Origin of the sequence: Falcatimonas sp. MSJ-15 (assembly GCF_018918265.1) — a bacterium.
Lineage (GTDB): Bacteria > Bacillota > Clostridia > Lachnospirales > Lachnospiraceae > Falcatimonas.
Map to the genome: position 1 here is coordinate 48463 of NZ_JAHLQC010000008.1, position 26545 is coordinate 75007.

21 protein-coding genes are annotated in these 26545 nt (G+C 33.0%); 19 read left to right on the top strand and 2 right to left on the bottom strand.

Features of this window, described 5'->3' with window-relative positions:
* Positions 1-71: 71 nt before the first annotated feature.
* From KQI85_RS07730 to KQI85_RS07745, 4 genes are all read left to right on the top strand, one after another.
* On the top strand, positions 72-557 hold the full coding sequence (locus KQI85_RS07730) for a NifB/NifX family molybdenum-iron cluster-binding protein (protein ID WP_216575518.1): 486 nt from the start codon (positions 72-74) through the stop codon (positions 555-557).
* Between the two features lie 239 nt (positions 558-796).
* Positions 797-1348 carry a site-specific integrase gene (locus tag KQI85_RS07735; RefSeq protein WP_216575519.1) on the top strand — a complete coding sequence of 184 codons (552 nt, stop codon included), beginning with the start codon at positions 797-799 and terminating at the stop codon, positions 1346-1348.
* 38 nt (positions 1349-1386) lie between these two features.
* On the top strand, positions 1387-1905 hold the full coding sequence (locus tag KQI85_RS07740; protein ID WP_216575520.1) for an HdeD family acid-resistance protein: 519 nt from the start codon (positions 1387-1389) through the stop codon (positions 1903-1905).
* A 183-nt stretch (positions 1906-2088) separates the two neighbouring features.
* Positions 2089-5679, top strand: coding sequence for an ABC transporter ATP-binding protein/permease (locus KQI85_RS07745; RefSeq protein WP_216575521.1), 3591 nt, complete (start codon positions 2089-2091; stop codon positions 5677-5679).
* 624 nt (positions 5680-6303) lie between these two features.
* Here KQI85_RS07745 and mgtE read toward each other — a convergent pair.
* A complete protein-coding gene (mgtE, locus tag KQI85_RS07750; RefSeq protein WP_253293789.1) occupies positions 6304-7692 on the bottom strand; it encodes a magnesium transporter in 1389 nt (462 codons plus the stop codon).
* A 534-nt stretch (positions 7693-8226) separates the two neighbouring features.
* Between mgtE and KQI85_RS07755 the strand changes: the two genes are divergently transcribed.
* The 12 genes from KQI85_RS07755 to KQI85_RS07810 all read left to right on the top strand — a co-directional run bounded on the left by KQI85_RS07755 (position 8227) and on the right by KQI85_RS07810 (position 22665).
* Positions 8227-8592 carry a CidA/LrgA family protein gene (locus tag KQI85_RS07755; protein ID WP_371820568.1) on the top strand — a complete coding sequence of 122 codons (366 nt, stop codon included), beginning with the start codon at positions 8227-8229 and terminating at the stop codon, positions 8590-8592.
* Positions 8593-8594: 2 nt separating this feature from the next.
* On the top strand, positions 8595-9287 hold the full coding sequence (locus KQI85_RS07760; protein ID WP_216575522.1) for an LrgB family protein: 693 nt from the start codon (positions 8595-8597) through the stop codon (positions 9285-9287).
* A 71-nt stretch (positions 9288-9358) separates the two neighbouring features.
* The gene (locus KQI85_RS16915; protein WP_216575523.1) at positions 9359-10810 is read left to right on the top strand and encodes an HAD-IA family hydrolase; all 1452 of its coding nucleotides are present in this window, start codon (positions 9359-9361) and stop codon (positions 10808-10810) included.
* A gap of 151 nt (positions 10811-10961) precedes the next feature.
* The gene (locus KQI85_RS07770) at positions 10962-12515 is read left to right on the top strand and encodes an ABC-F family ATP-binding cassette domain-containing protein (RefSeq protein WP_216575524.1); all 1554 of its coding nucleotides are present in this window, start codon (positions 10962-10964) and stop codon (positions 12513-12515) included.
* Positions 12516-12577: 62 nt separating this feature from the next.
* Positions 12578-15334, top strand: coding sequence for a hypothetical protein (locus KQI85_RS07775; RefSeq protein WP_216575525.1), 2757 nt, complete (start codon positions 12578-12580; stop codon positions 15332-15334).
* A 295-nt stretch (positions 15335-15629) separates the two neighbouring features.
* The gene (locus KQI85_RS07780) at positions 15630-16196 is read left to right on the top strand and encodes a manganese efflux pump MntP family protein (protein ID WP_216575526.1); all 567 of its coding nucleotides are present in this window, start codon (positions 15630-15632) and stop codon (positions 16194-16196) included.
* 407 nt (positions 16197-16603) lie between these two features.
* On the top strand, positions 16604-17479 hold the full coding sequence (locus KQI85_RS07785; RefSeq protein WP_216575527.1) for a methionyl aminopeptidase: 876 nt from the start codon (positions 16604-16606) through the stop codon (positions 17477-17479).
* Between the two features lie 161 nt (positions 17480-17640).
* Entirely contained in the window at positions 17641-18471 is an 831-nt protein-coding gene (locus KQI85_RS07790) for an Mrp/NBP35 family ATP-binding protein (protein WP_216575528.1), read from the top strand.
* A gap of 167 nt (positions 18472-18638) precedes the next feature.
* Positions 18639-19298 (top strand): L-serine ammonia-lyase, iron-sulfur-dependent subunit beta, encoded by a 660-nt coding sequence (sdaAB, locus tag KQI85_RS07795; RefSeq protein WP_216575529.1) that lies wholly within the window; start codon positions 18639-18641, stop codon positions 19296-19298.
* A gap of 8 nt (positions 19299-19306) precedes the next feature.
* Positions 19307-20179: an L-serine ammonia-lyase, iron-sulfur-dependent, subunit alpha gene (gene sdaAA, locus KQI85_RS07800; protein WP_216575530.1), complete on the top strand. Its 873-nt coding sequence runs from the start codon at positions 19307-19309 to the stop codon at positions 20177-20179.
* A gap of 229 nt (positions 20180-20408) precedes the next feature.
* A complete protein-coding gene (locus KQI85_RS07805) occupies positions 20409-21056 on the top strand; it encodes an AAA family ATPase (RefSeq protein WP_216575531.1) in 648 nt (215 codons plus the stop codon).
* Positions 21057-21138: 82 nt separating this feature from the next.
* The gene (locus tag KQI85_RS07810; protein ID WP_216575532.1) at positions 21139-22665 is read left to right on the top strand and encodes a L,D-transpeptidase family protein; all 1527 of its coding nucleotides are present in this window, start codon (positions 21139-21141) and stop codon (positions 22663-22665) included.
* A 234-nt stretch (positions 22666-22899) separates the two neighbouring features.
* Here the strand turns inward: KQI85_RS07810 and KQI85_RS07815 are convergent, their stop codons facing one another.
* Complete coding sequence (locus KQI85_RS07815) at positions 22900-24102, bottom strand: tyrosine-type recombinase/integrase (RefSeq protein ID WP_216575533.1); 1203 nt, start codon at positions 24100-24102, stop codon at positions 22900-22902.
* A gap of 208 nt (positions 24103-24310) precedes the next feature.
* Between KQI85_RS07815 and KQI85_RS07820 the strand changes: the two genes are divergently transcribed.
* The 3 genes from KQI85_RS07820 (at position 24311) to KQI85_RS07830 (ending at position 26493) form a co-directional block, all read left to right on the top strand.
* Positions 24311-25036, top strand: coding sequence for a DUF6465 family protein (locus tag KQI85_RS07820; protein ID WP_216575534.1), 726 nt, complete (start codon positions 24311-24313; stop codon positions 25034-25036).
* A 167-nt stretch (positions 25037-25203) separates the two neighbouring features.
* Entirely contained in the window at positions 25204-25464 is a 261-nt protein-coding gene (locus tag KQI85_RS07825; protein WP_216575535.1) for a hypothetical protein, read from the top strand.
* A gap of 180 nt (positions 25465-25644) precedes the next feature.
* A complete protein-coding gene (locus KQI85_RS07830) occupies positions 25645-26493 on the top strand; it encodes an AraC family transcriptional regulator (protein WP_216575536.1) in 849 nt (282 codons plus the stop codon).
* Positions 26494-26545 lie beyond the last annotated feature (52 nt).

Below are 26545 nucleotides of genomic sequence, written 5' to 3' on the forward strand. Positions count from 1 at the left end.
CTCTGATAATGAATATACAGACCTTTAAGAAGGTATATATATTACTACTTTTATATACGAGGGAGAGAGATATGGCATATAAGATTGCAGTTGGTTCTTTGGATGGAATTAATGTAGATTTAAAATTCGGTGAGGTAAGTGAATTCCTCATATATGAGATAACAGATGAGATACGTCTTATCGAGAAGCGTAAAGTTAATAGTGTCAAAGCTGATAATACTAATACCAATAGTACTAATAACTCAGATAATACTAATACCAATAGTACTAATGAGTCCAATAATACTAATAATGCCTGCACTAATGGCAGCAGTCATAATAGATGTTGTGGTAATGGTAATGGATGTGGTTCACAATCAATAATTCCCGGAGTAACGCTTATAGAAGATTGTAGGTGTGTTGTATGTAAAAAAATAGGTTTTCAGGCACAAAAACAATTCGAGAAAAAAGCAATTACTGTATTTGATGTTGATACAAGTATAGATGACGCAATCACTAAGATAACAGCATATTATGCTAAGATTGATAGTAGAAAACATTCACATAATAGTATATAAGATAATTAATAGATACCTCTTAATATGGAAGAATTTGTATTAGAATTTTTATTACCATACTAAGAGGTATTTATTTTCTTGATTTTTTCAATGTAACACAATATAATAATCAGTAACATAAGTGATGATATAGAACTCTATGTAATGTATACGGGATCGCAAGTTGACCGTTTTAACTATTAAAGTAATGATAACGTAGAAATTCTATGTAATATATACGAAAGACAGGTGAGAATTATATGAATACAGTTCAACCGATACGTTCACAGAAACAAATAGCCGAAATAAAAGAAGAACTAAAAAAGATAGATGAGAAGTATTATATAATGTTTGTTCTTGGAATTAATACCGGACTTCGAGTATCAGATATCTTGACACTTAAAGTGAGTGATATCTATAAAAAAAGACATATTGTAATCGTTGAACAAAAGACACGCAAGAATAAGAGATTTCTTATCAATGACAAGCTTCAGGCAGAAGTAAGTGAGTATATTAAGAAGAATGAATTATCAGAAGATAAGTATCTTATTCAGTCAAGAAAAGGTGATAATAAGCCTGTTTCAAGGGTTCAGGCATACAGAGTGCTTAATCAGGCAGCAGCATTATTAGGACTTGACGAGATTGGAACACATACTATGCGTAAGACGTTCGGATATTGGCATTATAAACAGAATAAAGATGTTGCCATCTTACAAGAGATATTTAATCATTCATCTCCAAGCATTACTTTAAGATACATTGGAATTAATGATGATATCAAAGATGAGACAATAAAAGGATTCTATCTTTAAAAAACATAAATATAACAAAATAATAGGAGGAATTATCTATGAAGATTTTTTCAATCAACAAAATATGGTCAGCTATATTCACATTATTTTTTGGAATAATATTGTTATTACGACCAACATCAACATTAGATATTGTTGCGACAATTGCAGCACTTGTAATATTGATAATAGGAGCATTTACGGAACTTGATGTATTACATCATGGAGCAGATACATCACCAGTCAATCATCTTCCGGGACTTATTTTGTGTATAATTGCACTTTTGATGTTTACTTTTAAACAATCTATAATATCAATAATACCGCTGCTGTTTGGAATATTTATACTTATAAGTTGTCTTAGCAAATTTCAGGATGCAAGTATAATAAAAAAAGCCGGTGGTAATCAGACAATTCCTATGATACTTGCAGCATTAGGGATAATTATAGGCCTTTTAATTGTATTTAATCCATTTAAAAGCATAGTTCTTCTTTTGAGAATTGTTGGAATAGGACTTGTATATAGTGGATTATCAGATATAATCCTCTGGATAAGAATAAAAAGAAGATATAGTTAGTCAATATTACATCAAGACATATATTCAATTAGATTATATGTCTTGATGTAATTAACTTAAATGAATTAACTTATATAAATCAGCTTTAATAAGATTAGATAATTAATTATACAATATCTAGTATAAAGTCAGATACTATCATAGATACTAATGTAAAGGGAATAGGAGAGTTATAATAAAAATATGCTTCAGATAAAACATATATACAAAGAATATTCAATTGACAAATTTAAGCAGACAGCACTTGATGATGTAAGTCTTAATCTGCGTGATAATGAATTTGTGGCAATTTTAGGACCGAGTGGTTCTGGAAAGACTACACTTCTTAATATAATAGGAGGACTTGACCGGTATACAAGTGGAGATCTTATAATCAATGGCATATCAACTCAGAATTATACTGACAGAGATTGGGATTCATATAGAAATCATACTATTGGTTTTGTATTTCAAAGTTATAATCTTATTCCACACCAGACAGTTCTTGCTAATGTTGAACTTGCACTTACAATATCAGGAATTAGTAAAAGTGAACGAAAAAAACGTGCAAAAGAAGCACTTGAAAAAGTAGGACTAGGTAATCAGCTGAATAAAAGACCAAGCCAGATGTCAGGTGGTCAGATGCAACGAGTTGCCATAGCAAGAGCATTAGTTAATAATCCTGATATTCTGCTTGCGGACGAACCGACAGGTGCACTTGATAGTGATACAAGCGTTCAGGTTATGGAATTATTAAAAGAAGTATCAAAAGACAGACTTGTTGTAATGGTAACTCATAACCCTGAACTTGCCAAATTATATGCTACAAGAATTGTTGAAGTTAAAGATGGACATCTTTTAGCAGATTCAGATCCTTATGAGCCGGATAAAAAAGACATTGTAAAGCCTGTACATAAGAATATGGGAAAATCATCTATGTCTTTTATTACTGCTACAGCTTTAAGTTTTCAAAATCTAAGAACTAAAAAAGCAAGAACTTTATTAACATCATTTGCCGGTTCTATCGGTATTATAGGAATCGCACTTATTTTGTCAATATCAACCGGTGTTAATGAATATATTAAATATATGGAAAGAGATACTCTGTCGGAATATCCGCTTCAGATTCAAAGCACCGGCTTAGATCTTACATCAATGATGGTTGGAATGACTGCAGCAGGAGAGAAAAAGAGTGACAGGCAAAAAGATATAGGTGTCACACCAATGATTACAGGAATGTTCTCACAGTTAAACAGCAATGATTTGGCATCACTTAAGAATTATCTTGAGACTGATGGTGACAATATTAATGATTATGCAACTTCTGTAGAATATCAATATTCAGTTACACCGCAGATATATAGTATTAATAATGATAAAGTAAAAAAAGTTAATCCTGATAATACATTTGCAGCAATGGGACTTGGTTCAGGTGCTACAACTCAAAGTGTTATGTCATCAATGATGAGTACAGATGTATTCTATGAACTGCCTGGTAATGAAGCTTTATATGAAGATCAATATGATATAAAAGCCGGAAGATGGCCTGATAATTATAATGAATGTGTACTTGTTCTTACTTCTCAGGGGAATATAAGTGATTTTTTACAATATACATTAGGATTAAAAGATAGTTCTGAACTTGAGAAGATGATATCTCAGTTTATGGCAGAAGAGAATGTAACAGTCAATGATGATACTGCCCAATATTCGTATGATGATATACTTGGAACGACATTTAGAGTAGTTAATAGTTCTGATATGTATGAATATGATTCTACTTATAATGTATGGAAAGATAAGTCTGATAATGAAGAATATGTGAATGAACTTGTAAAAAAGGGTGATGCTCTTAAGATTGTAGGTATTGTAAAGCCTGTAGAAGATGCGACAGCTACTATGCTCCGTTCTGGTATATGGTATACAAGAGATCTCACAACACATATTATGGAATATGCTTCTAACAGTGATATTGTAAAAAAACAGCTGGCATCTAAGAATATTAATGTTTTTACAGGTAAAGAATTTGGAAAAGAAAGTTCTGAGAGTAAGTTAGATCTTGCATCAATGTTTAAAATTGATACAGAAACACTCTCACAGGCATTTAAGATTGATGAGAATGCAATTAATATTGATATGTCATCAATCAATCCTGATATGTTAAATATTGATATGTCGGCACTTTCTAATAGTTTTGATTTTGAGAATATGTTTAATATGAATAATTTTTCTATTGATACATCAAAACTGCCGGATATGAATGAGATTCTTAAACAGATTAATTTTTCTATATCATCTGAGCAGATGGAGAAGATAGCAACAGATATTCTTAATGGATATTTTGAGAGTATCAAAGATAATCCACAGGCGGATATTACAAGACTTGGAGAGGGCATAAGTGCTTATCTTACATCAGACGAAGTTGCATCTGCTATGATGAAGCAGATTGAAGATGCTGTTAAGAATGGTATAACTGTTGATATATCACAAGAACAGGTACTCGCTGAAGTTGCCAAGATTAGTAATATGTATACCAAGTATCTTAAAGATAACAATATTACATCAGGCAATGAAGAGACACTGGCAGCATTTTTAAGCCAACCTGAGATTAGGCAGCTGATTGTAGATGATGCAACAAAGATTGTTAAAGACGGTGTTAAGATTAATATATCAAGAGAGGATATGAAGAAGATTCTGTCTCAGAATATAATGGCTTCATATCCGGATTTTGCAGCGAAGAATGGTTATCCTAATCCAGAGAATATGTCGGATTATTTTCTGGAATATCTACAGTCAGAAGATGGCAAAAGACGCATTGCCAATGCTATGTCTCAGATAGTTACAGCTAATAATCTTGAGTCACAACTTACTAATATCATGAATGTATATATGGAATCTGTAGCCAGTCAGATTGAAGAACAGATAGCAGCAGGTATGCAGACTATGTCAGAACAACTAACTGACGTTATAAGAAGCAGTATGACAAGCGCAATCACCCAGATAATGACTCAGATGGCAGGAACTATGTCCTCATCGATGGGTTCGCTTGGTGAGAGTTTTGCAGGTGCATTATCAATAGATCCTGAAGTCTTTGCACAGGCAGTTCAGATTAATATGGATCCTAATGAACTTTCAGAACTTATGATGTCTTTACTAGGCAATAATGCTACTTCGTATGATAATAATATGAAAAAACTTGGTTATGCAGATATATTAGTTCCTTCTGAGATTGATATATATCCTAAAGACTTTGAGAGTAAAGATGAGATAATTAAGATTCTCGATGCTTATAATGATAAGATGGAGGAAAGTGGTAATGAAGAACAAGTAATAGCTTATACGGATGTTGTTGGAACTCTTATGTCATCTGTAACAGATATTGTTAATGTAATAAGCTATGTTCTTATTGCATTCGTAGCAATATCACTTGTTGTATCATCGATTATGATTGGTGTTATAACTTATATAAGTGTTCTTGAACGACGCAAAGAGATTGGTATATTAAGAGCAATCGGAGCATCAAAACGTAATATATCTGAAGTATTTAATGCTGAGACTTGTATAATCGGCCTATGTGCCGGATTTATTGGTATCGGACTTACAATCCTATTCATATTACCAATCAATGCACTTATACATCACCTTGCAGGTATTGATACAATTAATGCAGTATTACCGGTATTACCGGCATTTATCCTTATCATATTAAGCATAATCCTTACTTTTATAGGTGGTCTTATCCCATCAAAAAAAGCAGCCAAAAGTGATCCTGTCACAGCTCTCAGAAACGAATAAATATAGGTGACAATGCATTTAAAAATCTCATAAGGAAGATTATCTAGGCTCCGGCAGGCTTAATATATATCAACAAAAACACGCTTTCGCTAAGTGTACATCGTAGCGGTACTAAGTTCGCCACACGTCATAGACGTGTAGCTTACTAAGTGCCGACGATTACCACATTGTTTTCTTTTGATATATATTAAGCCTGCCGGAGCTAATTTACGTTTTTAAGAGATTTTTAAATGGATTATTGGCTTACGATATACAATATGTAATGTTTCTCTTTTCTAATTCGTATCCAAGTGCTTATTTGAATATTTTTTAGGATGTTCAATATTGCATTTTGTTATGAAAATATTATTATTTTAGAACAAAGATAAAAAATCAGAAACTTATAAAATTTATGCGAAAGTGTACCTGCGAAACTCTAAGAAAACGTAAAATAGCTTGTCAGAGTATGAATAACATCATAAGAAAACAATGTGGTAATCGTCGGCACTTAGTGCGTTATACACCATAGGTGTGTAACAAACTTAGTACCGTTACGATGTACACTTAGCGAGAGCGTGTTTTTGTTGATGTTATTCATACTCTGACAAGCTTAGATAACCTTGCTAGAGTTTCGCTTGAGTATAATTATGCTATCTTGAATATCTTAAGTAAGACCATTCCGGAAAGTCCGTAATATGTTATGACAGCTACAAGATCATTGATTGTTGTGATAAGTGGACCTGATGCAACTGCAGGATCTACTTTGATCTTATGGAAGAACATTGGTATTAATGTTCCGACAAGGCTTGATATAACCATAGCTGCTATTAAAGATATTCCAACACATGCAGATATTGCAAATGCATAAGTGAAAGTCTTTCCTTTTATAAAGAATATAAACAGACCTATAAATGCAAATGACAAAGTGCCAAGAAGCAAGCCATTGACAAAGCCGATTTTCATCTCTTTTAATACAAAACCAAATTTTTCTTTGGCAGATATATTCTCATCCATTAATACTCTGATAGTAACAGCAAGTGACTGTGTTCCGACATTGCCTGCCATATCAAGTATTAATGATTGGAAACATACAATAAGTGCAACCTTTGAAACAAGTTTTTCAAAGACACCTACAACCGAAGATACACCTATTCCAAGGAAAAGCAGTAATATAAGCCAAGGAAGTCTTTTTTTCATACTCTCAAAGATATTCTCTTTAAGATCAGCTTCTGCAGTAAGACCGGCAAGTTTTGCATAGTCATCACCCATCTCATCATCAATAGCTTCAACAATATCTGACATTGTAATTGCACCGATTATATGCTTGTCATCATCAAGAACAGGAATTGAATCTTCTTCATAAGAACGAAGCATATCAAGTGTATCACTTACGATCTCATCAGCCATAACATAAGGATATGAAGTACTTATAATCTTCTCAAGATCATCATGCTCTCTGGCAAGTATCAGATCCTTTAGATCTATTGCACCATAATATCTGTCATTACTGTCTTTTACATAGATTGTATTGATGTTATCATTATCTTTGGCTTGTGAGATAAGCTCTCTCATAGCCATCTTAACAGTGCTTCCCTGTGAGATAATTATAAAATTAGTTGTCATTCGGCTACCAATCTGATTATCTTCATATGATGATATAAGATTAATGTCATCTTTAGAATCAGCTTCTATCTCAGACATAATCTGATCTCTTACATCTTCATCAACATTCTCTAATACATCAACTGCATCATCAGCATCCATCTGCTCGATGACATCGGCAGCTTTTTCAATGCCCATCTCTTCTAAAAGCTCAGATGGATCTTCAATATATGCAAATATCTCAGCCATCATCTCCGGACCAAGAGCATTATACAGATGTATTCTTGTGTCCTTGTCAAGTGTTACAAATATCTCAGCAATATCATTCTCATGATATTTTTTAAGAGCCTCTCTTAGTTCAGTATCTCTAAGACCGCTCTCAATAATCTTTCTGATTTCGTCTCTCATATTCATCCACGCTTTCTGTGGCATCTGTAATTCTGATAATATAATATTAAGATATCTAATAGAATTGTGGAAGTGCGTAGCACGGCGCAATTCGTAGGTATCAAAGTCGGAGCTTTTGCCCCTGACATCATATTACTGATAACAATATTATCAGTGCAGTAAGTGTTATATATTATTTTATAAGGGCATGGATTTTAACACATTGTCTGCATAAAAAATGCCACTTTTTTTTGAAAAAGTGGCAAACAAAAACAAACTGTATATAATCTATAGACTCCAGGGCGGAGGATATACACTATCTACAGCACATATATCTGATGTTTGTCTGCCTATAATATGCCCATTACCAGAACCATCACAACTGTCCATATAAGTATCCTCCTTTACCTGGTTAATTCGTTAAATAAATTTTATTGCATTTTTTCTTCTGCGGGTTTAGTATACACTTATGAGAAAAAAAATACAATCCTAAATTCTAAAACATTGACAAATTTTTTCATTATATTATAATGGTGTATTGGTAGTACCAATTTATATATTTATATAGAAAGAGGAGATATGATGAAATATTTAAAGCAGTTTTTGATAATTCTTACTATTTCATTTATTGGTGAGATTTTAAAAGAATTACTTCCATTACCAGTTCCAGCCAGTATATATGGTATGGTAATTTTGTTTGTATGTCTGTTAAGTGGCATTATAAAGCTTGATTCAGTTAGAGAGACAGGAAAGTTGCTTATAGAGATTATGCCTGTTATGTTCATTCCTGCCGGTGTTGGGCTTATAGCTTCATGGAATGTATTAAAACCTCTTCTGATTCCGGTGAGTATAATAACATGTCTTACAATTGTAACAGTAATGATAGTCAGTGGTCATGTAGCACAGATTATTATTAAAAAAGGAAAAAATAAGGAGCAGATGTAATTATGAAAGAATTCTTTGAAACTTCTGCGTTTGCAGGAGTAACAATCAGCCTTATGGCTTATATGGCAGGTGTATATCTTAAGAAAAAATTGAAGCTTGGACTTTTTAATCCACTTCTTGTATCAATAATTGCAACAATAGTGGTTCTTGCTGTTGCACATGTTGATTATGATACTTATAACGAAGGAGCTAAGTATCTAAGCTGGCTTCTAACACCTGCAACTGTATGTCTTGCAATTCCATTGTATGAACAGTTTGAACTGTTAAAGAGTAATTTTAAAGCAGTATTTTCGGGAATACTTGCCGGTGTTATAACAAGCCTTGTAACAGTGCTTGCATTGTCATCTGTTATGGGATTATCACATGAAGAATATGTAACACTTTTACCAAAATCAATAACCACTGCAATTGGAATGGGTGTATCTGAAGAACTTGGTGGATATGTAACTATAACAGTTGCTGTAATTATAATTACAGGTGTTCTTGGTAATATATTTGCAGAGATTATATGTAAAATATTTAAGATACACGAACCTGTTGCCAAAGGGCTTGCAATCGGTTCTGCATCACATGCCATTGGTACTGCAAAAGCAATGGAGATGGGCGAGATTGAAGGTGCTATGAGCAGTCTTTCAATAGCAGTATCAGGAATACTTACAGTTATACTGGCATCTGTTTTTGCAAACTTTTTATAATCTAGAGCGTAAAACCCACTACCTCTAGGTGATGGGTAGTTCACAATATGTAACAAAGAGAGGGTATCATTATGTTTTTTAGCAACAATAATAATTCACCGGAATATAAGAAAGTTATAGATTATGTATATGATAAAATAGAAGATGGTAATCTTACAATCGGTTCAAAACTTCCTACTGAACGTGCAATATCAGAAGAACTTTCAATCAGCCGTAATTCGACAAGAGAGGCTTTAAAGACTCTTGAATGTATGGGACTTATCACAAGAAAGCAGGGATCTGGTAATTATATATCTGCTGATATGAAGAATAATCTAAGAGAGATGATTAATGTGATGCTTCTTATTAATTCAATAAGCAAAGAAGATGTCTGTTCATTCAGACGTTTTGTGGAAAAGACTACTTGTGAAGCTATAATTAATAAACCGAAAGATGCTGAATGGTTTAAGAAGATGTATGAACTTTTATCAGAGACTAATGATTATTCTGATATGAAAAGAGCTTCCGAGGCTGACAGAGAGTTTCATTTCAGATTAATAGATGCAGTTGATAATGCTTTTTTAAGCATGATTATGTATGCTGTAACAGATGTATATAGAAAATGGATCGAAGATGTTATTGCAAGAATAGATGAAGATGCCAAATTACAACTTGCAAAAGCACATAGAGGAATTCTTGACGGATTATATGACAAAGATATGGAAAAATGCAATCAGTATATTAATCTACACTATAATATAATAGAAGAGTATCTTAGAGAATGGGAGGACTATGGTATGAGTAAGAATAAGAATAATTATGCAGATGTAAATGATAATGAGAATACAATTTGTAATAAAAAAACAACTTCTAATGAAGAAACAGTTTCTAATAAAAAATATAAGGCTGTAATATTTGATCTTGACGGTACATTATTAGATACACTTAATGATCTTGCATCTAGTGTTAATTATGCACTTTCTACATATAATATGCCACTACGTACTATTGATGAAGTCAGACGATTTGTCGGTAATGGTATAGAGATGCTTATAAGACGAGCTGTTCCACCTTTTACATCTGATGAACTTACAGAAAAAGTATTTGCTGTTTTTAAAGAGCATTACAAAGAACATTGTGCTGATACTACTAAAGCATACGATGGAATCAATGAACTTTTAAATTTGCTTAAGAAGAGTGGCTTAAAAATTGCTGTTGTATCTAATAAAGCTGATTTTGCAGTACGTTCTCTATGCGATGATTATTTTAATGGTATATTTGACTATGTGGTAGGTGAAAGAGCGAATATTAAAAAGAAGCCTGCACCAGATAGTGTTAATGAAGTATTAAGATACTTTAATATTGATGCGTCTAAGGCAGTATATGTTGGTGATTCTGATGTTGATGTTGATACTGCAAGGAATGCTAATATGGACTGTATTGGAGTCGCATGGGGATTTAGAGGATATGATTTTTTAAAAGAGCATGGTGCTGACATGATTATTAACGAACCTCACGAGATTATATCACTTATTAACAAATAGACATTCTGATATAATTTATAAAATTATATTTCCAAAAAAAATATTAAATTTTCTAAAAAACACTCACATTAATTAATAAGTAGCTTGCGTTCTATATTAAAAACTGATATGATTAGCCTCGGAATTTAAAATATGCAGCTAAGGAGTTTTTATGAGTATTCTAAATGTAGTAAATTTGAGTCATGGTTTTGGCGACAGAGCCATATTTAATAATGTATCATTCAGACTTTTAAAAGGAGAACATATCGGACTTGTTGGAGCGAATGGTGAAGGTAAATCAACTTTTATGAATATAGTAACCGGCAAACTTATGCCTGATGATGGCAAAGTTGAATGGTCAAAGAATGTAAGAGTTGGTTACCTTGATCAGCATTCTGTTCTTACAGAAGGTATGACTATAAGAGATGTATTAAAGTCAGCTTTTTCATATCTTTTTGATATGGAAGAGAGAATGAATAGTATATGTGACAGCATGGGTGAAGCATCACCTGAGGAACTTGAGACAATGATGGATGAACTTGCAGTTATCCAGGATACACTTACTTTACATGATTTTTATATCATAGATTCTAAAGTCGAAGAGATTGGACGTGCACTTGGTCTTACAGATATCGGTCTTGATGCTGATGTTACAAAGTTAAGTGGAGGACAGCGAACTAAAGTTCTTCTAGGCAAACTTCTCTTAGAAAAACCTGACATTCTACTGCTTGACGAGCCGACTAACTATCTTGATGTTAATCATATTGAATGGCTAAAAAGATATCTTCAGGAGTATGATAATGCATTTATACTTATCTCACATGATATTCCTTTCTTAAACAGTGTAGTGAATATAATCTATCATATGGAAAATCAGGAGTTAAACAGATATGTAGGCGATTATAATAAGTTCCTTGAAGTTCATGAAGCTAAAAAGGCACAGCTTGAAGCAGCTTACAGAAGGCAGCAGCAGGAGATAGAAGAACTTGAAGACTTTGTTGCCCGTAATAAAGCAAGAGTATCTACAAGAAATATGGCAATGTCCAGACAGAAAAAACTTGATAAGATGGATAAAATAGAACTTGCAAGAGAGAAACCGAAGCCGGAATTTCGTTTTAAAGAAGCAAGAACATCTGGTAAAGTTATATTTGAGACAAAAGATCTTGTGATTGGATATACTGAACCATTATCAAAACCACTTAACCTGTCTATGGAACGAGGACAAAAGATTGCGCTTATCGGTGCTAATGGTATTGGTAAGACAACACTCTTACGAAGTATTCTTGGACTTAACAAGCCATTGTCAGGTAAAGCTGAGCTTGGTGATTATCTCTATATAGGATATTTTGAGCAGGAGATTAAGCCTGAGCCTAATACATGTATTGAAGAGATATGGAAGGAATTTCCATCATTCACACAATATGAAGTACGTTCAGCTCTTGCAAAATGTGGACTTACAACCAAACATATTGAAAGCCAGGTAAGAGTACTAAGTGGTGGTGAACAGGCAAAAGTACGTCTATGTAAACTCATTAATAAAGAGACTAATATTCTATTACTTGATGAACCGACTAATCACCTTGATGTAGATGCAAAAGAGGAATTAAAAGCAGCGTTAAAAGCATATAAAGGAAGTATTCTTCTTATATGTCATGAACCTGATTTTTATGAAGATATTGTTACTGATATCTGGGATTGCAGTAAATGGACAACTAAGACTATTTAATCCATTTATCGCTTTTTAGATATCTATATTGGTTTTGATTATATGAAAGTGGTGTTTGAAATTTGAAGATAAAAAAGAGAAAATTACTCGCTTTTATAATGACACTGGTTGTCGTCTTCAATATTATTGCTGTTAATACTACATATACAGGTTATGCTTCTTCATATACCATAGTATATATTACGACAGCAGAAGAACTTATCAGTTTTAGTAAAGAATGTAGTAATGATGCTTATTCAATAGACAAACTTGTAATTTTAAAAAATGATATTAATCTTTCAGGATATGAATATAGTCCGATACCTGTGTTCTCCGGAATCTTTGATGGTAATGGATGTACAATCTCCGGACTATCTATTAATTGTTCGGGATCTTTTCAGGGACTTATAAGATATGCGACAAATAAATCTATAATTCGTAATCTGATTGTAGATGTTACAATTGTTGCAGATGGCAGCGGCTCATATATTGGAGGAATTGCCGGTTCTAACAGTGGTACAATTGTTGGATGTTCTGCGATTGGAAGTATTGAAGGAATAAATTCATGTGGAGGTATTGTTGGACTTAATAATCTTGATGGTATAATCGTTAATTGTACTAACAAAGCCACAATATCAGCGATTAATAAGCCTGCCGGTATCGCCGGATTTAATTATGGAAGTATTGGTGGATGTGGTAATGAAGGTTCAATACAGTTCAAAGAAGGCTCTAACTTTGATGCAGGTGGTATTGCAGCAATCTCAGGAGGACGTATTGTAAATTGTGCTAATACAGGTGAGATTGGTCTTAATGACAGAGGTTACAATGTTGGAGGTATTGTTGGACGAGTTAATGGATATATAAGCGAATGTACTAATAATGGTAATGTATCCGGATTAAAAGATATAGGTGGTATTGCTGGTCAGTTCGATCCACGTTTTACCTATGTTAAGATTCCAACTCTTCTTGATAATGAAGATGCTATAGCACCTAACCAAAATAGCGATGATGACTCTGGCTTTAACGATTCTGATAATAGCGATGATGACTCTGGCTTTAACGATTCTGATGATAGCGATGATGACTCTGACTTTAATGATTCAGATAATGAATTGGATACTGAACCGGTCAGAGATTCAGATGACGATGATGATTCTGTTCTCAACTATCATCGTGCAGATACAGCTGTATTATCAGCTAATATGAGTAATACACAGAATAGTGACACAGATAGTAGTAATGACATAGATTCAGATAATGACTTAGATAGTGATAGCGATTCAGATAATGACGTAGAATCTGACAATTCAGATAATAGCTCTGATTCATCTTCAGATTCTTCAATACTTAAAGATCTTGAAGCTGGACTTGATTCAGAAGCTCCGGATACGATTCCTGAAGCTGTAACTAATTATGGTTTTGATAATACTGACGAAGAACTTTTGCACCAGATTATCTATTGTATCAATTCAGCTACAGTAACAGGTGATACGAATGTAGGAGGAATTGTTGGTAATATCTCATACGAGATACCAGGTAATAAAGTGGATGATCCGCCAGACAGTGACTTTGGTACAGAACTTGATAATAGTATAGAGATTGTCGGAAGTATTAATGATGGAGATATTACTTTTACAACTAAGAATGCCGGTGGTATTGTCGGACATGCCTCTGCCGGTTCAATTACATATAATATATCAAGATGTACAATAACAGGAAATGAAGGCTCTAATGCCGGTGGTATTGCAGGATATAGCAATGTCGAGGTAAGCAAATCACTCTCAGTATGTACAATTACAGCCAAAGCATGTGTCGGCGGTATTGCAGGATATTCAAATGCAATTACAGAATGTTATTCACTACCATCAATATCAAAAGATACAGAACAAAAAGGAGCTATAGCCGGCAAAGTCGGAGAATTAATTGATGCATGTTATTTTCTTAATGAAGGTATGCAGGCAGTTGATGGAATCGATTATAATCTTAAGACAGTTCCATTAACAATAGAGCAGATGACAGGCTCTTCTATACTTCCGGAAGCATATTCTAACTTTGAGGCAGATGACTGGTGTATAGCAGATGGTGAAGGTACTTATATTCCACAGATAACATTTATATCTGATAATGATGCTAATTATATATCAGATGCACTTAGAAAAAAATCTTTAGAACTTACAGACCTTACTATACATATTAATTTTTATGACGGAGAGACACTTATCAAGACGATTGACTTATCTTATGGTGACTCAATTACAGACAGTGATATTCCGGATGTTCCATTGCATAGTGGCGAATATGGAGAATGGCCTGAATTTCAAAAAGAGAATATAACTCAAAGTGCAGACATATATGCAGTATATTCACCATTCCTCTCTTCAATTAACACAGGTGAGAATCCACCGCTTGTAATTGTTGAAGGAACATTTGATAATAATTCAACAGTGACTCTTGAAGATGTTAATCGAAATGAAGTGCGTTATCAGGCAGATTATATATTCGTTAACGGTTATAATATTGTAATTAATGATGATTCAGGTAATGAGAACAGTACAATAATGGTTCATTATCGTACTTCGATTGATAATAAGCATTTAAAACTTACAGATGCAAAAGGATATAATATTCCTTATGAACGTGACGGTGATTATGTAATATTCCAATTATATGAAGACAGAACATTTTCAGTGTTTGAGCTTCAAAAAGATTATACACATATAAAGATATTGCTAGTAGTTGTAATAGTAATATTTATTATAGCAACTGGAATATTACTAATAAGAAAAATTATCAGAAAGCGTTTGACAAAAAAACAAGACAATAATATAATTATCAAGTAACGCTGATAAGGGAGTAGTTAGCATTTACTATAATTAGTAATGTAATGAAGTCAACATAATGATGAGATACATCTGGCTTCATTTTAAATAATGAGACTTATCTGCAGCATGTATTATATCTGCAATTATACATGCTGTAGATGAGTCTCTTTTTTTGCACTAACTCCACAATTCGGTATAATCACTAAGTAATTGCGCTATTATACCTGCTCATATATAGCATAAAACTTTGCTATGCTGTAAGCAGTATCATTGCAATTATCTAAGCACAATTGTATAAAAAGGAGACACTTATATGGATTTATTCACACTATTTATTCTGGCAGTAGGTCTGTCAATGGATGCCTTTGCAGTATCTATATGCAAAGGACTTGCAATGCAAAAAATAACAATTAAAAAAGCAGGTATTGTAGGACTGTGGTTTGGTGGTTTTCAGGCTTTGATGCCGGTTATTGGATATCTGTTAGGAAGCACATTCAAAGATAAGATTACAGCAATTGATCACTGGATTGCATTCATCTTACTTGCTATTATAGGTGCAAACATGATAAAAGAAGCACTATCAAAAGAAGAAGAAAAAGAAGATGCATCTCTTAAGCCAAAAGAAATGCTTGTACTTGCCATAGCAACAAGTATTGATGCACTTGCAGTTGGAATCACATTCTCATTCCTTAATGTTAACATTCTGGTTGCCGCTTCATTCATAGGAATAACAACATTTATTCTATCAGCACTTGGTGTTAAGATTGGTAATGTATTTGGAACTAAGTACAAATCAAAAGCCGAACTTACCGGTGGAATAATCTTAATTCTTCTTGGAGTTAAGATATTACTTGAACATCTTGGAATCCTCACAATATAGTATGTAATACAGCGAAATATATTACGTAATACAGCGATATAACAAAGAAAAGCTGCTTATTGATAATTTTTAAAATCTTAGTTTTTTATAAAATGATTTTTAATTATGATGAATAAAATGATAACGTAGAGCAATATATGTGATTAGTAATATAATTACATAGAATAGAATATAATATATCATAGATACTAACTAATATTATGCTATATCATATTGATACGATGTGACAATATGGTATGGCATAATATGATAAAGAATAATATGGTATAGCATAATATGATAAAGAATAATATGAAATAATATGATAAATTTCATCAAAACAGACACTAATGTTGACTAATATCCCAAATAATATTACAATTATAGAGGCTGTAAAGCAAATGTAAAATAGAAAGAAGAATATAATTATGTTAAAAAAATTAGGCAGAAATGATCTGTGTTGGTGTAAAAGTGGTAAGAAATACAAATACTGTCATGAAGAGATGGATAGTAAAATAGCTGAATTCAAAAGAAAAGGATGCATAGTTCCTACAAGAGATCTGATTAAGAATGAAGAACAGATTGCAAAGATTCGTGAGAGTGCAAAGATTAATGTTGCTGTTCTTGATTATGTTGCAGAGAATATCAAAGCCGGAATGTCAACAGCCGAGATTGATAAACTTGTATATGATAAGACAACAGAACTTGGAGGAATACCGGCACCCCTTAATTATGAAGGATTTCCTAAGAGCGTATGTATATCAATTAATGATGAAGTATGTCATGGAATTCCATCAGACGATATCATACTTATGGATGGTGATATTGTCAATGTTGACTGTTCAACAATATATAATGGATATTTTTCTGATTCATCAAGAATGTTTATGATTGGCAATGTGCCAGAAGAGATGAAGCGTCTTGTTGAAGTTACAAAAGAATGTGTTGAGATTGGTCTAAAAGAAGTAAAACCATACGCATTTCTTGGAGATATGGGTGAAGCAGTTCATAACCATGCAGTTAAGAATGGCTATTCAGTAGTTGAAGATATCGGTGGACATGGTGTAGGACTTAAATTCCACGAAGAACCTTGGGTAAGTTATGTAAGCCGAAAGGGAACAGAGATGTTATTAGTTCCAGGTATGATGTTCACAATAGAACCAATGGTTAATATGGGTGAACCAGATATCTATATCGATGAAGACAACGGATGGACTGTATATACAGACGATGGGCTTCCATCTGCACAATGGGAGATACAGGTTCTTGTTACCAATGATGGATATGAAGTAATTGCATGGTAAGTTGAAAAAGCTGTTAAGATGGCAGAAAAGATGAATATTCCTATAATTGGAATTGTAGTGAATATGCTCAAATATGCAATACAAGATATAGACAGATAATATATTAAAAGCAAATTTAGAATTCAATGATTATATATTCACATTAGATTAGGAGAGTAACAATGAGTAGTAATTGCACACATAACTGCAACACATGCAGTACAGAATGTTCTTCAAAAGAAGAAAAGAAAAGTCGTTACCTTCAGCCAAAAGATACTACTTCAATAAAAAAAATATATGGTATAGTAAGTGGTAAAGGTGGCGTTGGTAAATCACTTGTAACAAGTCTTATGGCTTTATCATCTGCAAATAAAGGTTATAAGACAGGAATTATGGATGCCGATATTACAGGCCCTTCCATCCCAAAAAGTTTTGGTATAAATGGAAAAGCAAAAGGTTCTGAAGCAGGACTTATACCTGAAGTATCAAAAAAAGGAATAAAAGTAATGTCAACAAATCTCTTACTTCCTAATGATACAGATCCAGTTATCTGGAGAGGACCTGTTATATCAGGAATGGTAAGTCAGTTCTATACAGATGTATTATGGGAAGATCTTGATGTTTTATATATTGATATGCCTCCAGGAACAGGAGATGTTGCATTAACTGTATTTCAATCAATTCCAATTGATGGCATTATCATTGTAACATCACCACAAGAGTTAGTCTCAATGATAGTTGAAAAAGCTGTTAAGATGGCAGAAAAGATGAATATTCCTATAGTAGGAATTGTAGAGAATATGTCTTATTTTATATGTCCGGACTGTAATAACAGACATTATATCTTTGGACAAAGTGATATTGAACAATTAGCATCACAATATGGAATATCTAATACTGTAAGACTTGCAATCGATCCACAGATTGCAAACTACTGCGATAAAGGTAATATCGAAGATTATAATGGAGATAATCTCGAACAGTTAAGTAGCCTGCTTAATAAATTAATGTAAAAAACGATAGTTACTTTATATCGAAAAGTACCTGTCTCAACTTTATGTAGATTAGCGAAAAATCCCCCCAAAAGGGGGGGTTTTTTTATGAATAAAATATCTAGAATAAAGAGTATGGATGTGATAGAATCTTCTCACAGCATAAAATATAATAGGGAGGACACAATATGAATATATATGATATTCTTGGTCCGATAATGGTTGGACCATCAAGTTCACATACAGCCGGTGCAGTTCGAATTGGACTTATAGCTCTAAAGCTGTTAGGCGAGAGACCTGTAAAAGTAAATATAATACTTCATGGTTCATTCAGTGCTACAGGCGCAGGACATGGAACAGATAAGGCACTTATAGCAGGTGTTCTTGGTATGCATCCGGATGATATAAGAATTCCTGATAGTTTTAATATTGCGAGAGAGAAGAAACTTGAATTTTCTTTTGAAAGTAAAAATCTTAAAGATGCACATCCTAATACTGCAATATTACAGGTAAAAGGAGAGTCAGGTCGTGAGCTTGAGATACAGGCATCCTCAGTCGGCGGAGGACGCATTATGGTTAATAAGATAGACGGCATCGATGTTAACTTCTCAGGTGAGAGTCCGACACTCATAGTTCATAACATTGATCAGCCGGGACATGTGGCTGAAGTAACCTCAATGTTATCACACAAATCCGTTAATATTGCAACAATGCAACTATTTCGTGATCATCGTGGTGGATATGCTGTTATGGTTATTGAAACAGACAGTGAGATTCCAGAAGAATCAATAGAATGGCTCAGACATCTAGAGGGTGTAATAAAAGTTACATACCTCAGTGTAGAATAGGAGGATATATGTCATACAATTCAATAGATAAGATAATTAAAAAATGCGATAAACAGAGTATATCCTTTGCAGAGGCAGTAATTCTTGATGATATGTATGAACGTAAAGTATCAAGAGATGACACCATCACACAGATGGGAGTAATGTGGGATGCTATGGTCAATGCTAATGCTACTTATAACAGAAAACAATTTTCAAAAAGTGGGCTTGTAGGTTCTCTTGGTGGTATTATGGAAGACTATATAGGCAGTGATAAATCATACTGTGGTCCATTCGTTAATGATGTTATGGCAAGAGCATTAAAGATGGGTGAATCCAATGCATGTATGAAACGAATAGTAGCAGCACCAACAGCAGGTGCATGTGGTGTATTGCCAGCTGTACTTACAGCATGTTATGATCATGGACAGGCAGACAGAGAACAGATAATAGATGCATTATTTGTCGCTGCAGGAATTGGTCAGATAATTGCTGCAAGAGCTTTTATAGCAGGTGCATCAGGTGGATGCCAGGCAGAGATAGGAGCTGCATCGGCTATGGCGGCAGGCGCATTAGTCTCATTAAGAGGAGGCACACCAACACAGATAGCGAGTGCAGCTGCGATTGCACTTAAGAATCTTCTTGGTCTTGTATGTGATCCTGTTGGAGGACTTGTAGAGATTCCATGTGTTAAGAGAAATGTTATCGGTTCAGTTAATGCATTATCTGCAGCTGATATGTCACTTGCGGGAATTATAAGCATGATACCTTTTGATCAGGTTGTAGATGCTATGAGAGAAGTGGGCGAGAACATGGATGTACGATTTAGAGAAACTGGGTTAGGGGGGCTTGCTGCAACACCAACAGCAGCCGAAATATGTAAAAACCTGAAAACCAAATAAAGAACTTTTTAATTATAACTAAGTAATAATTGCATATACCTTATGTTTAAAGTTATTTTAGATAGAAATGACAAAAGGTCTGTTATCGGAGCAACAATTTAGTACTTTTATCACATATTATTTAGTGATTTTTTCTAAAAAAGCTGTATTTTTTTGAAAATTAGCTAGAAATATGTATAAATTTAGGTTATAATATGTTTATATCCAATACTAAAGGGGGACATAAGGTATGAATGGAAATTTAATCATTACAATTGGCCGTGAATATGGCAGTGCAGGTAAAGAGATCGGAACAGTATTAGCTGACAGACTTGGTATAAAATGTTACGATAAGGAATTACTTGCAAAAGCAGCAAAAGAAAGCGGTATGTGTCAGGAGATATTTGAAAATCATGATGAGAAACCAACTAATAGTTTCTTATATTCACTTGTTATGGATACATATTCAATGGGATATTCAACATCAGTATTTAATGATATGCCTTTAAATCATAAGGTATTCCTGGCACAGTTTGATGCAATTAAAAAACTAGCAAGTGAAGAATCATGCGTTATTGTAGGACGTTGCGCAGATTATGCACTTGAAGAGTTTCCAAATGAAATAAGCATATTTATCTCAGCTGATATAGAAGCAAGAATTCAGAGAATTATGCGAATATACTCATTAACTGAAGATAAAGCCCGTGATGTAATTTTAAAAACTGATAAGAAACGAGCTAATTATTATAATTACTACTCCAATAAAAAATGGGGAGAGGCAAAAGGATATGACTTATGCATTAATAGTGCAAAAGTCGGTGTCGAAGGCGCAGTAGAGATAATAGAGAACTACATAAAGACAAAAAAGAATGCGTCTAATAATAAATTTCATATATAGTTTAGTTTTTAATTTGAGTTTAAAAGTGTTTCAGACTAATTTAGAAAGGAGATTAATATCTGGAAGATATTAATAGCACCCGATGAAAAAACACAATAAGATAACCATAAAAAAATCTGTACTTGTTGTTATGGCAACATTATCAGCAGTAGCTACAGCATCTATTGGTATATGTGTGAAAGACTTTTTTATTAAGAATAATAATAACTATATTGCCGTTACAGATGATGAACTAACGACAGCGTTATCATCAGATACATCTAATAGTGAATTGTCAGATAACAATATATATACTGACCGAGATTCAACAGGTGTACTTGGTGAGACAATAGAAAAAGATACACTTAATCTTGGTGCTAATGATGAATATGATTATTCATTTGCATATCAAGAAAAAGTGGACGGATATGATTACTATATTCGTGTTAACAGAGCGGCAAATTGTGTAACAATTTATGGTCTTGATGATTCAGGATTTTACTCTGTACCTTTAAGAGCAATGATATGCTCTACTGGTGAAGCAACACCACTTGGCATATATACGACAAGTGATATGTATACATGGAGAATGCTTGAAGGAGATGTATTTGGACAATATGCGATTAGAATACATGGTTCAATTATGTTCCATTCAGTTCCATACTATACACCTAACAAAAATGATATCGAATATGAAGAATATAACAAACTTGGTGAGAAAGCATCACTTGGATGTATAAGACTTAAAGTTGAAGACGAAAAATGGATATATGATAATTGTCCTGCCGGAACAACTGTTGATATCTATGATGATGCCGAACATCCAGGACCACTTGGCAAACCATCTGCAATGAAGATTAATCTTGGATGTGGATGGGATCCTACAGATCCAGATGAGAATAATCCTTGGAAACATTATGTTGCATCACTTACAGGTGTTAGCGATCGTACTGTTGAACGTGGAGATCTCACATTCAATGTAATGGATGGAGTCAAAGCTATGGACATATATGGTAATGATGTATCAGAATGTATATCAATTAATGGCAATGTTGATCTGTATACTCCTGGAACATATGAGCTTGTATACACAGCTTCTGATGGAACAGGCAATAATATATCCTATATAAGTGAAGTTACAGTAATTGATACAATTGCTCCGGTAATAACATCATATCCTGTTAACAAGCTTGTAACATCATTAACAGGTGAAGTTACTGATGATTTCTTAAGAGAAGGAATGACAGTAACAGACGCAGATATTGAGATGGATTCTTCAGATATTATACTTACATACGAACCAATACATGAAGGATTTAATGACATATCATATACAATAACAGACATAGCAGGTAATACAACAGAATATTCTCAAAGCATCTTCGTAGATACAGTTGCACCACAGATTATATTGAATGAAGATAAGAATATTCCTGAAGATATTGAAGTTGTAGACGAAGCATATGCAAGAAGTCGTGTGCTTGACGTAATAGAAGAGAACGGAATTGACTCAGATGGAGTAATCATTACTATCAAAAAAATCAAGAAGTCAGTATATCACATTACTTATAGCTGTACAGACTTTTATGGTAATGAATCTATTGTAACTGAAGAACTCGTAAGGCCTTAGATTTGAAGATGGATAATCACAAGACGAAGAAAAAAAGCTGGCAAACTAAAAAATTGCCAGCTTTTTTGTTGTATATGTGTGCCTAGCGGAGCACGTTTCTAATGGGTTAAAGTCCCAAATTCGCCTGGTAGTGAGAATGATACAGCCAAGCCAAGGGTGTCCTTCGTCCAATAACTACTCGGAATTAACTATAGTAAATGTGGCAGATATATGGAGAAAAAAGCAGCATTAGTATTAATTAGTATTAGTATTATTAGTATTAGTGTTATTAACGTTAGTATTATTAGCATTAGTATTATTAGCATTAGTATTATTAGCATTATTAATATTAACATTATCAATATTTATATTATTAAGCTCAACATGCCTAACAATATCATTCTCGGAAGAATAACTATTTCTTAGTTTAACAATATTACGTGCTTTTCTTCTATGTTCATCCTCAATTGCTGCATAATGTTTCTTGGTTGTATTAACATCTTTATGTCCAAGAACATCTGCTACAAGATAGATATCGCCAGTCTCCTTATACAGACTTGTACCATAAGTACTTCTTAACTTATGTGGAGTTATCTTCTTAAGACTTATCACAAGTGAAGAATACTTCTTAACAAGCTTTTCAACAGCTCTTACGCCAAGACGTGCTTTGGTAATAGAGAGAAAAAGTGCATTTTCACTTCCTTCTAATGCCTCTATATTACGTCTTTCTTCAAGATAAAGTTCAAGCTCCGTAGATACTTCATCGCCAAAGTATACATAAGATTCATATCCACCTTTTCTAACAACTTTAATTCGTTCATTTTTCATATCAACATCATTAATATCAAGTCCAACACATTCCGATACTCGGATACCTGTTCCAAGTAGAAGTGTGAGTAATGCAAGATCACGCTGTTTGGTCTTCTTATGAAAATCAAGCTGTTTTTTCGTAAGTCCTTCACCGGATTCTACTGTATTAAGCAAATCAGACACTTCATCATTATCAAGACGCACAATAGCTTTCTCATGAAGCTTTGGCATATCAACCTGTAATGTTGGATTTACATCAATCATCTTATTCTTATGAAAATATCCATAAAAAGAACGAAGCGCACACAATTTTCTCTTAATCGCTCTTTCGTTATTAATCATCTGTTTATCATCTTTTTTATATAATTTAATATGTTCAAGATATTCTTCGATATCCTGAGTTGTAATCTTATTAAGAATATCAATAGGAATATCTTTAATATCACATGTTATAGATGGATTACTCTCCTTCATAAATTCAAAAAAAGTCTTAAGATCCATAGCATAAGCAATTCTTGTTCTTGGTGCATTCTTATGTTCAATTCCTCTAAAATATAATTCTGTAAAAGAAGGTAACTCATTCATTAGTTCTCTTAATTTTTGTATATATTTAATATTCTGCGATTCATGGTATGTTAAATCAGCCATATTAGTCCTCCTATAGTTTTTTGTAATATAATAGTTAATTGAAAATATTATTTAAATACATTTTATATATTTTATTGTATGTTCAAAATAATATTATGTCAAATGATATTTTTAAAATAGAAAAAATAATTAATTTAAAAAATAATCTTGCAATTAATTGATTTTAGAGTTATTATTTAGAAGATAAATATCGTAGGAGGGAATGTAAATGGCAAGACCAAGAACAAATAGTAGAAGAAACAAGAAAAATGTAACAACTACACCAACAGTGGGACAGTTAGAACTTAACGATGTACTTACAGGAACAACTAATAAGACAGCTGATAGCGGGAATAATACAGCTGAATTAAAAACTGATGATAAAAAGCCTGAGAGCATATCACAGACATTGACAGAAGTACATAATACAGAAACTGTTGTCGAGACTGAAAAAGCGATTGCAACAAAAGAGAATGTATCAGCAGAAACTGAGAATGTGGCACAGACAACTGATGTTAATCAAGTAGAAGCACCTAAAAAACGTGGAAGAAAACCTGGCAGTAAGAACAAACCAAAAGAACTAGATACAACATCTGTAAAAGGAAGAGCAAGAGCTTTAAAAAATGCTAAACTTTCTGAAGCAGAAGATAAACCAGCTAAAAGACGTGGTCGTCCTAGAAAAGCAGAGACTACAAAAACTACAAATGATAGCAAAGCTACAACAACAGCACCTAAAAAAGCTAAAAAAGCTGCAATTGAGACTAATATATGTTATCAGGTACCTGGAAGAGAGATTAACGAAGATGCTATATATGATTGGATCAAATTCGTATGGACATCAGAACTTGGTCGTAAAGAGAGCGATATCAAGAATATCTCTGTATACTTAAAGCCAGCTGAGAATGCTATCTACTATGTAGTTAATAATGATTATGCAGGAAAACTTGATTTTTAATAATTAAATAAGCTATAAAACCGTTTGCAGGAATTGTTGCGAACGGTTTTATTTTAATATCAAAATATAGGTCAAAATATACTATCAAAATATAATATTAAAATATTGAAATTATAAAAATCATGATATATAATGTTTAGTAAAAATATAAATAGAGGGTGGATGGTATGCTTGATGTAGAGAATATATCAATGAATTATGTAAAAAAAGAAAATCTATATGGCAGTGCTGATGGTATTAGATATATGTTATACAAAGAAGACGATCTTCTAAAAGTATGTATCTGGCCTGAACCATTGGGATATAAGGCTACAAGTGAAGAACTTAAAGAATATGCCGAATTTTCATTTGACAGCAGTGGAAGAGAAGCAGCTATTGATTTTATTAACAAAAAAATTGATGCAATATCAAGAAATAATAATGAATAATATAATCAGATAGTATAATTTTTTATTTAAAGTTTTTTTACTCAGAGTTTTTACTTAGAGTTTTTTACTCAGAATGTATTACCGAAAGAAAAAGGTGTTGATTATTGAGTTTAATCTTAACTTTTGTATCAGCATTTGATGATAACTATAAATAATCAATATAAAAAGGATAGCAGTAAAATGAATTATAATAAGTATGACAAAACAAAAGATTTTTATATAGAAAGAGTTCACAGAGATTCTAATTATAATACACAAAAGTATCATTATCATCCATATTATGAGATTGGATTCTTAGTATCTGGATGTCGTAATATGACGATAGATCACTCGATATACTTCTTTAATAAAGGTAATGCTGTATTCATATCAACAGGCGAGATACACAAAGGATATCCGGCAGAACATAACCCTTGTGCAATAGAACTTGTTAATATATGTTTTGTAGAAAAATATCTTGAACCATTTTTTGAGATATATGGTAAAAAAGATTTTTTAAGTTTTTTTTCAAATCATATAATAAATATTCCAGCTGGCAGATATGAATATGTAAAAAATCTTCTTCAAAAAATGATTGATGAACATAAGAAGATTGATGAATTATCAAAATTTCTGGTAAAAACTTATTTTAACGAACTGATTGCATTCTTGATACGTTGTAGCAAAAATGATTGTTCTGACATTGTAGATACCTCCAATGAAAGCGATGAGATAATATCAGAAGCCGTAAAATACATATATTATAATTATAATAAGGATATAAGCCTTGACGATATTGCTAAGAAGTTTAACCTTAGTAAGTCATATTTTTCAAGAAAATTCAAGGCTGTGACTGGATTTGGCTATAAAGAATATATAACTAGTGTGCGTCTTAAAAAAGCATGTGATCTATTACTTGATACAGATAATTCGATAACTGAAATAGCCGAAAAATGCGGCTTTAATGACAGCAATTACTTTGGTGATGCATTCAGAAAAGTTAAAGGTGTCTCACCTAATAAATATAGAAAAAATAAGGGAATCGTATAGATTCTCTTATTTTTATGTTAAGCTAAATTGGATGATTTGACGATGGAGTAGG

Excerpts from the sequence above, each read along its gene's own strand:
- KQI85_RS07730 (WP_216575518.1), top strand. The coding sequence starts at position 72 with ATGGCATATAAGATTGCAGTTGGTTCTTTGGATGGAATTAATGTAGAT.
- KQI85_RS07810 (WP_216575532.1), top strand. The coding sequence starts at position 21,139 with ATGAAAAAACACAATAAGATAACCATAAAAAAATCTGTACTTGTTGTT.
- KQI85_RS07780 (WP_216575526.1), top strand. The coding sequence starts at position 15,630 with ATGGATTTATTCACACTATTTATTCTGGCAGTAGGTCTGTCAATGGAT.
- KQI85_RS07745 (WP_216575521.1), top strand. The coding sequence starts at position 2,089 with ATGCTTCAGATAAAACATATATACAAAGAATATTCAATTGACAAATTT.
- KQI85_RS07825 (WP_216575535.1), top strand. The coding sequence starts at position 25,204 with ATGCTTGATGTAGAGAATATATCAATGAATTATGTAAAAAAAGAAAAT.
- KQI85_RS07790 (WP_216575528.1), top strand. The coding sequence starts at position 17,641 with ATGAGTAGTAATTGCACACATAACTGCAACACATGCAGTACAGAATGT.
- KQI85_RS07740 (WP_216575520.1), top strand. The coding sequence starts at position 1,387 with ATGAAGATTTTTTCAATCAACAAAATATGGTCAGCTATATTCACATTA.
- KQI85_RS07755 (WP_371820568.1), top strand. The coding sequence starts at position 8,227 with ATGATGAAATATTTAAAGCAGTTTTTGATAATTCTTACTATTTCATTT.
- KQI85_RS07830 (WP_216575536.1), top strand. The coding sequence starts at position 25,645 with ATGAATTATAATAAGTATGACAAAACAAAAGATTTTTATATAGAAAGA.
- KQI85_RS07820 (WP_216575534.1), top strand. The coding sequence starts at position 24,311 with ATGGCAAGACCAAGAACAAATAGTAGAAGAAACAAGAAAAATGTAACA.
- mgtE (WP_253293789.1), bottom strand. The coding sequence starts at position 7,692 with ATGCCACAGAAAGCGTGGATGAATATGAGAGACGAAATCAGAAAGATT.
- KQI85_RS07735 (WP_216575519.1), top strand. The coding sequence starts at position 797 with ATGAATACAGTTCAACCGATACGTTCACAGAAACAAATAGCCGAAATA.
- sdaAB (WP_216575529.1), top strand. The coding sequence starts at position 18,639 with ATGAATATATATGATATTCTTGGTCCGATAATGGTTGGACCATCAAGT.
- KQI85_RS07805 (WP_216575531.1), top strand. The coding sequence starts at position 20,409 with ATGAATGGAAATTTAATCATTACAATTGGCCGTGAATATGGCAGTGCA.
- sdaAA (WP_216575530.1), top strand. The coding sequence starts at position 19,307 with ATGTCATACAATTCAATAGATAAGATAATTAAAAAATGCGATAAACAG.
- KQI85_RS16915 (WP_216575523.1), top strand. The coding sequence starts at position 9,359 with ATGTTTTTTAGCAACAATAATAATTCACCGGAATATAAGAAAGTTATA.
- KQI85_RS07760 (WP_216575522.1), top strand. The coding sequence starts at position 8,595 with ATGAAAGAATTCTTTGAAACTTCTGCGTTTGCAGGAGTAACAATCAGC.
- KQI85_RS07770 (WP_216575524.1), top strand. The coding sequence starts at position 10,962 with ATGAGTATTCTAAATGTAGTAAATTTGAGTCATGGTTTTGGCGACAGA.
- KQI85_RS07785 (WP_216575527.1), top strand. The coding sequence starts at position 16,604 with ATGTTAAAAAAATTAGGCAGAAATGATCTGTGTTGGTGTAAAAGTGGT.
- KQI85_RS07815 (WP_216575533.1), bottom strand. The coding sequence starts at position 24,102 with ATGGCTGATTTAACATACCATGAATCGCAGAATATTAAATATATACAA.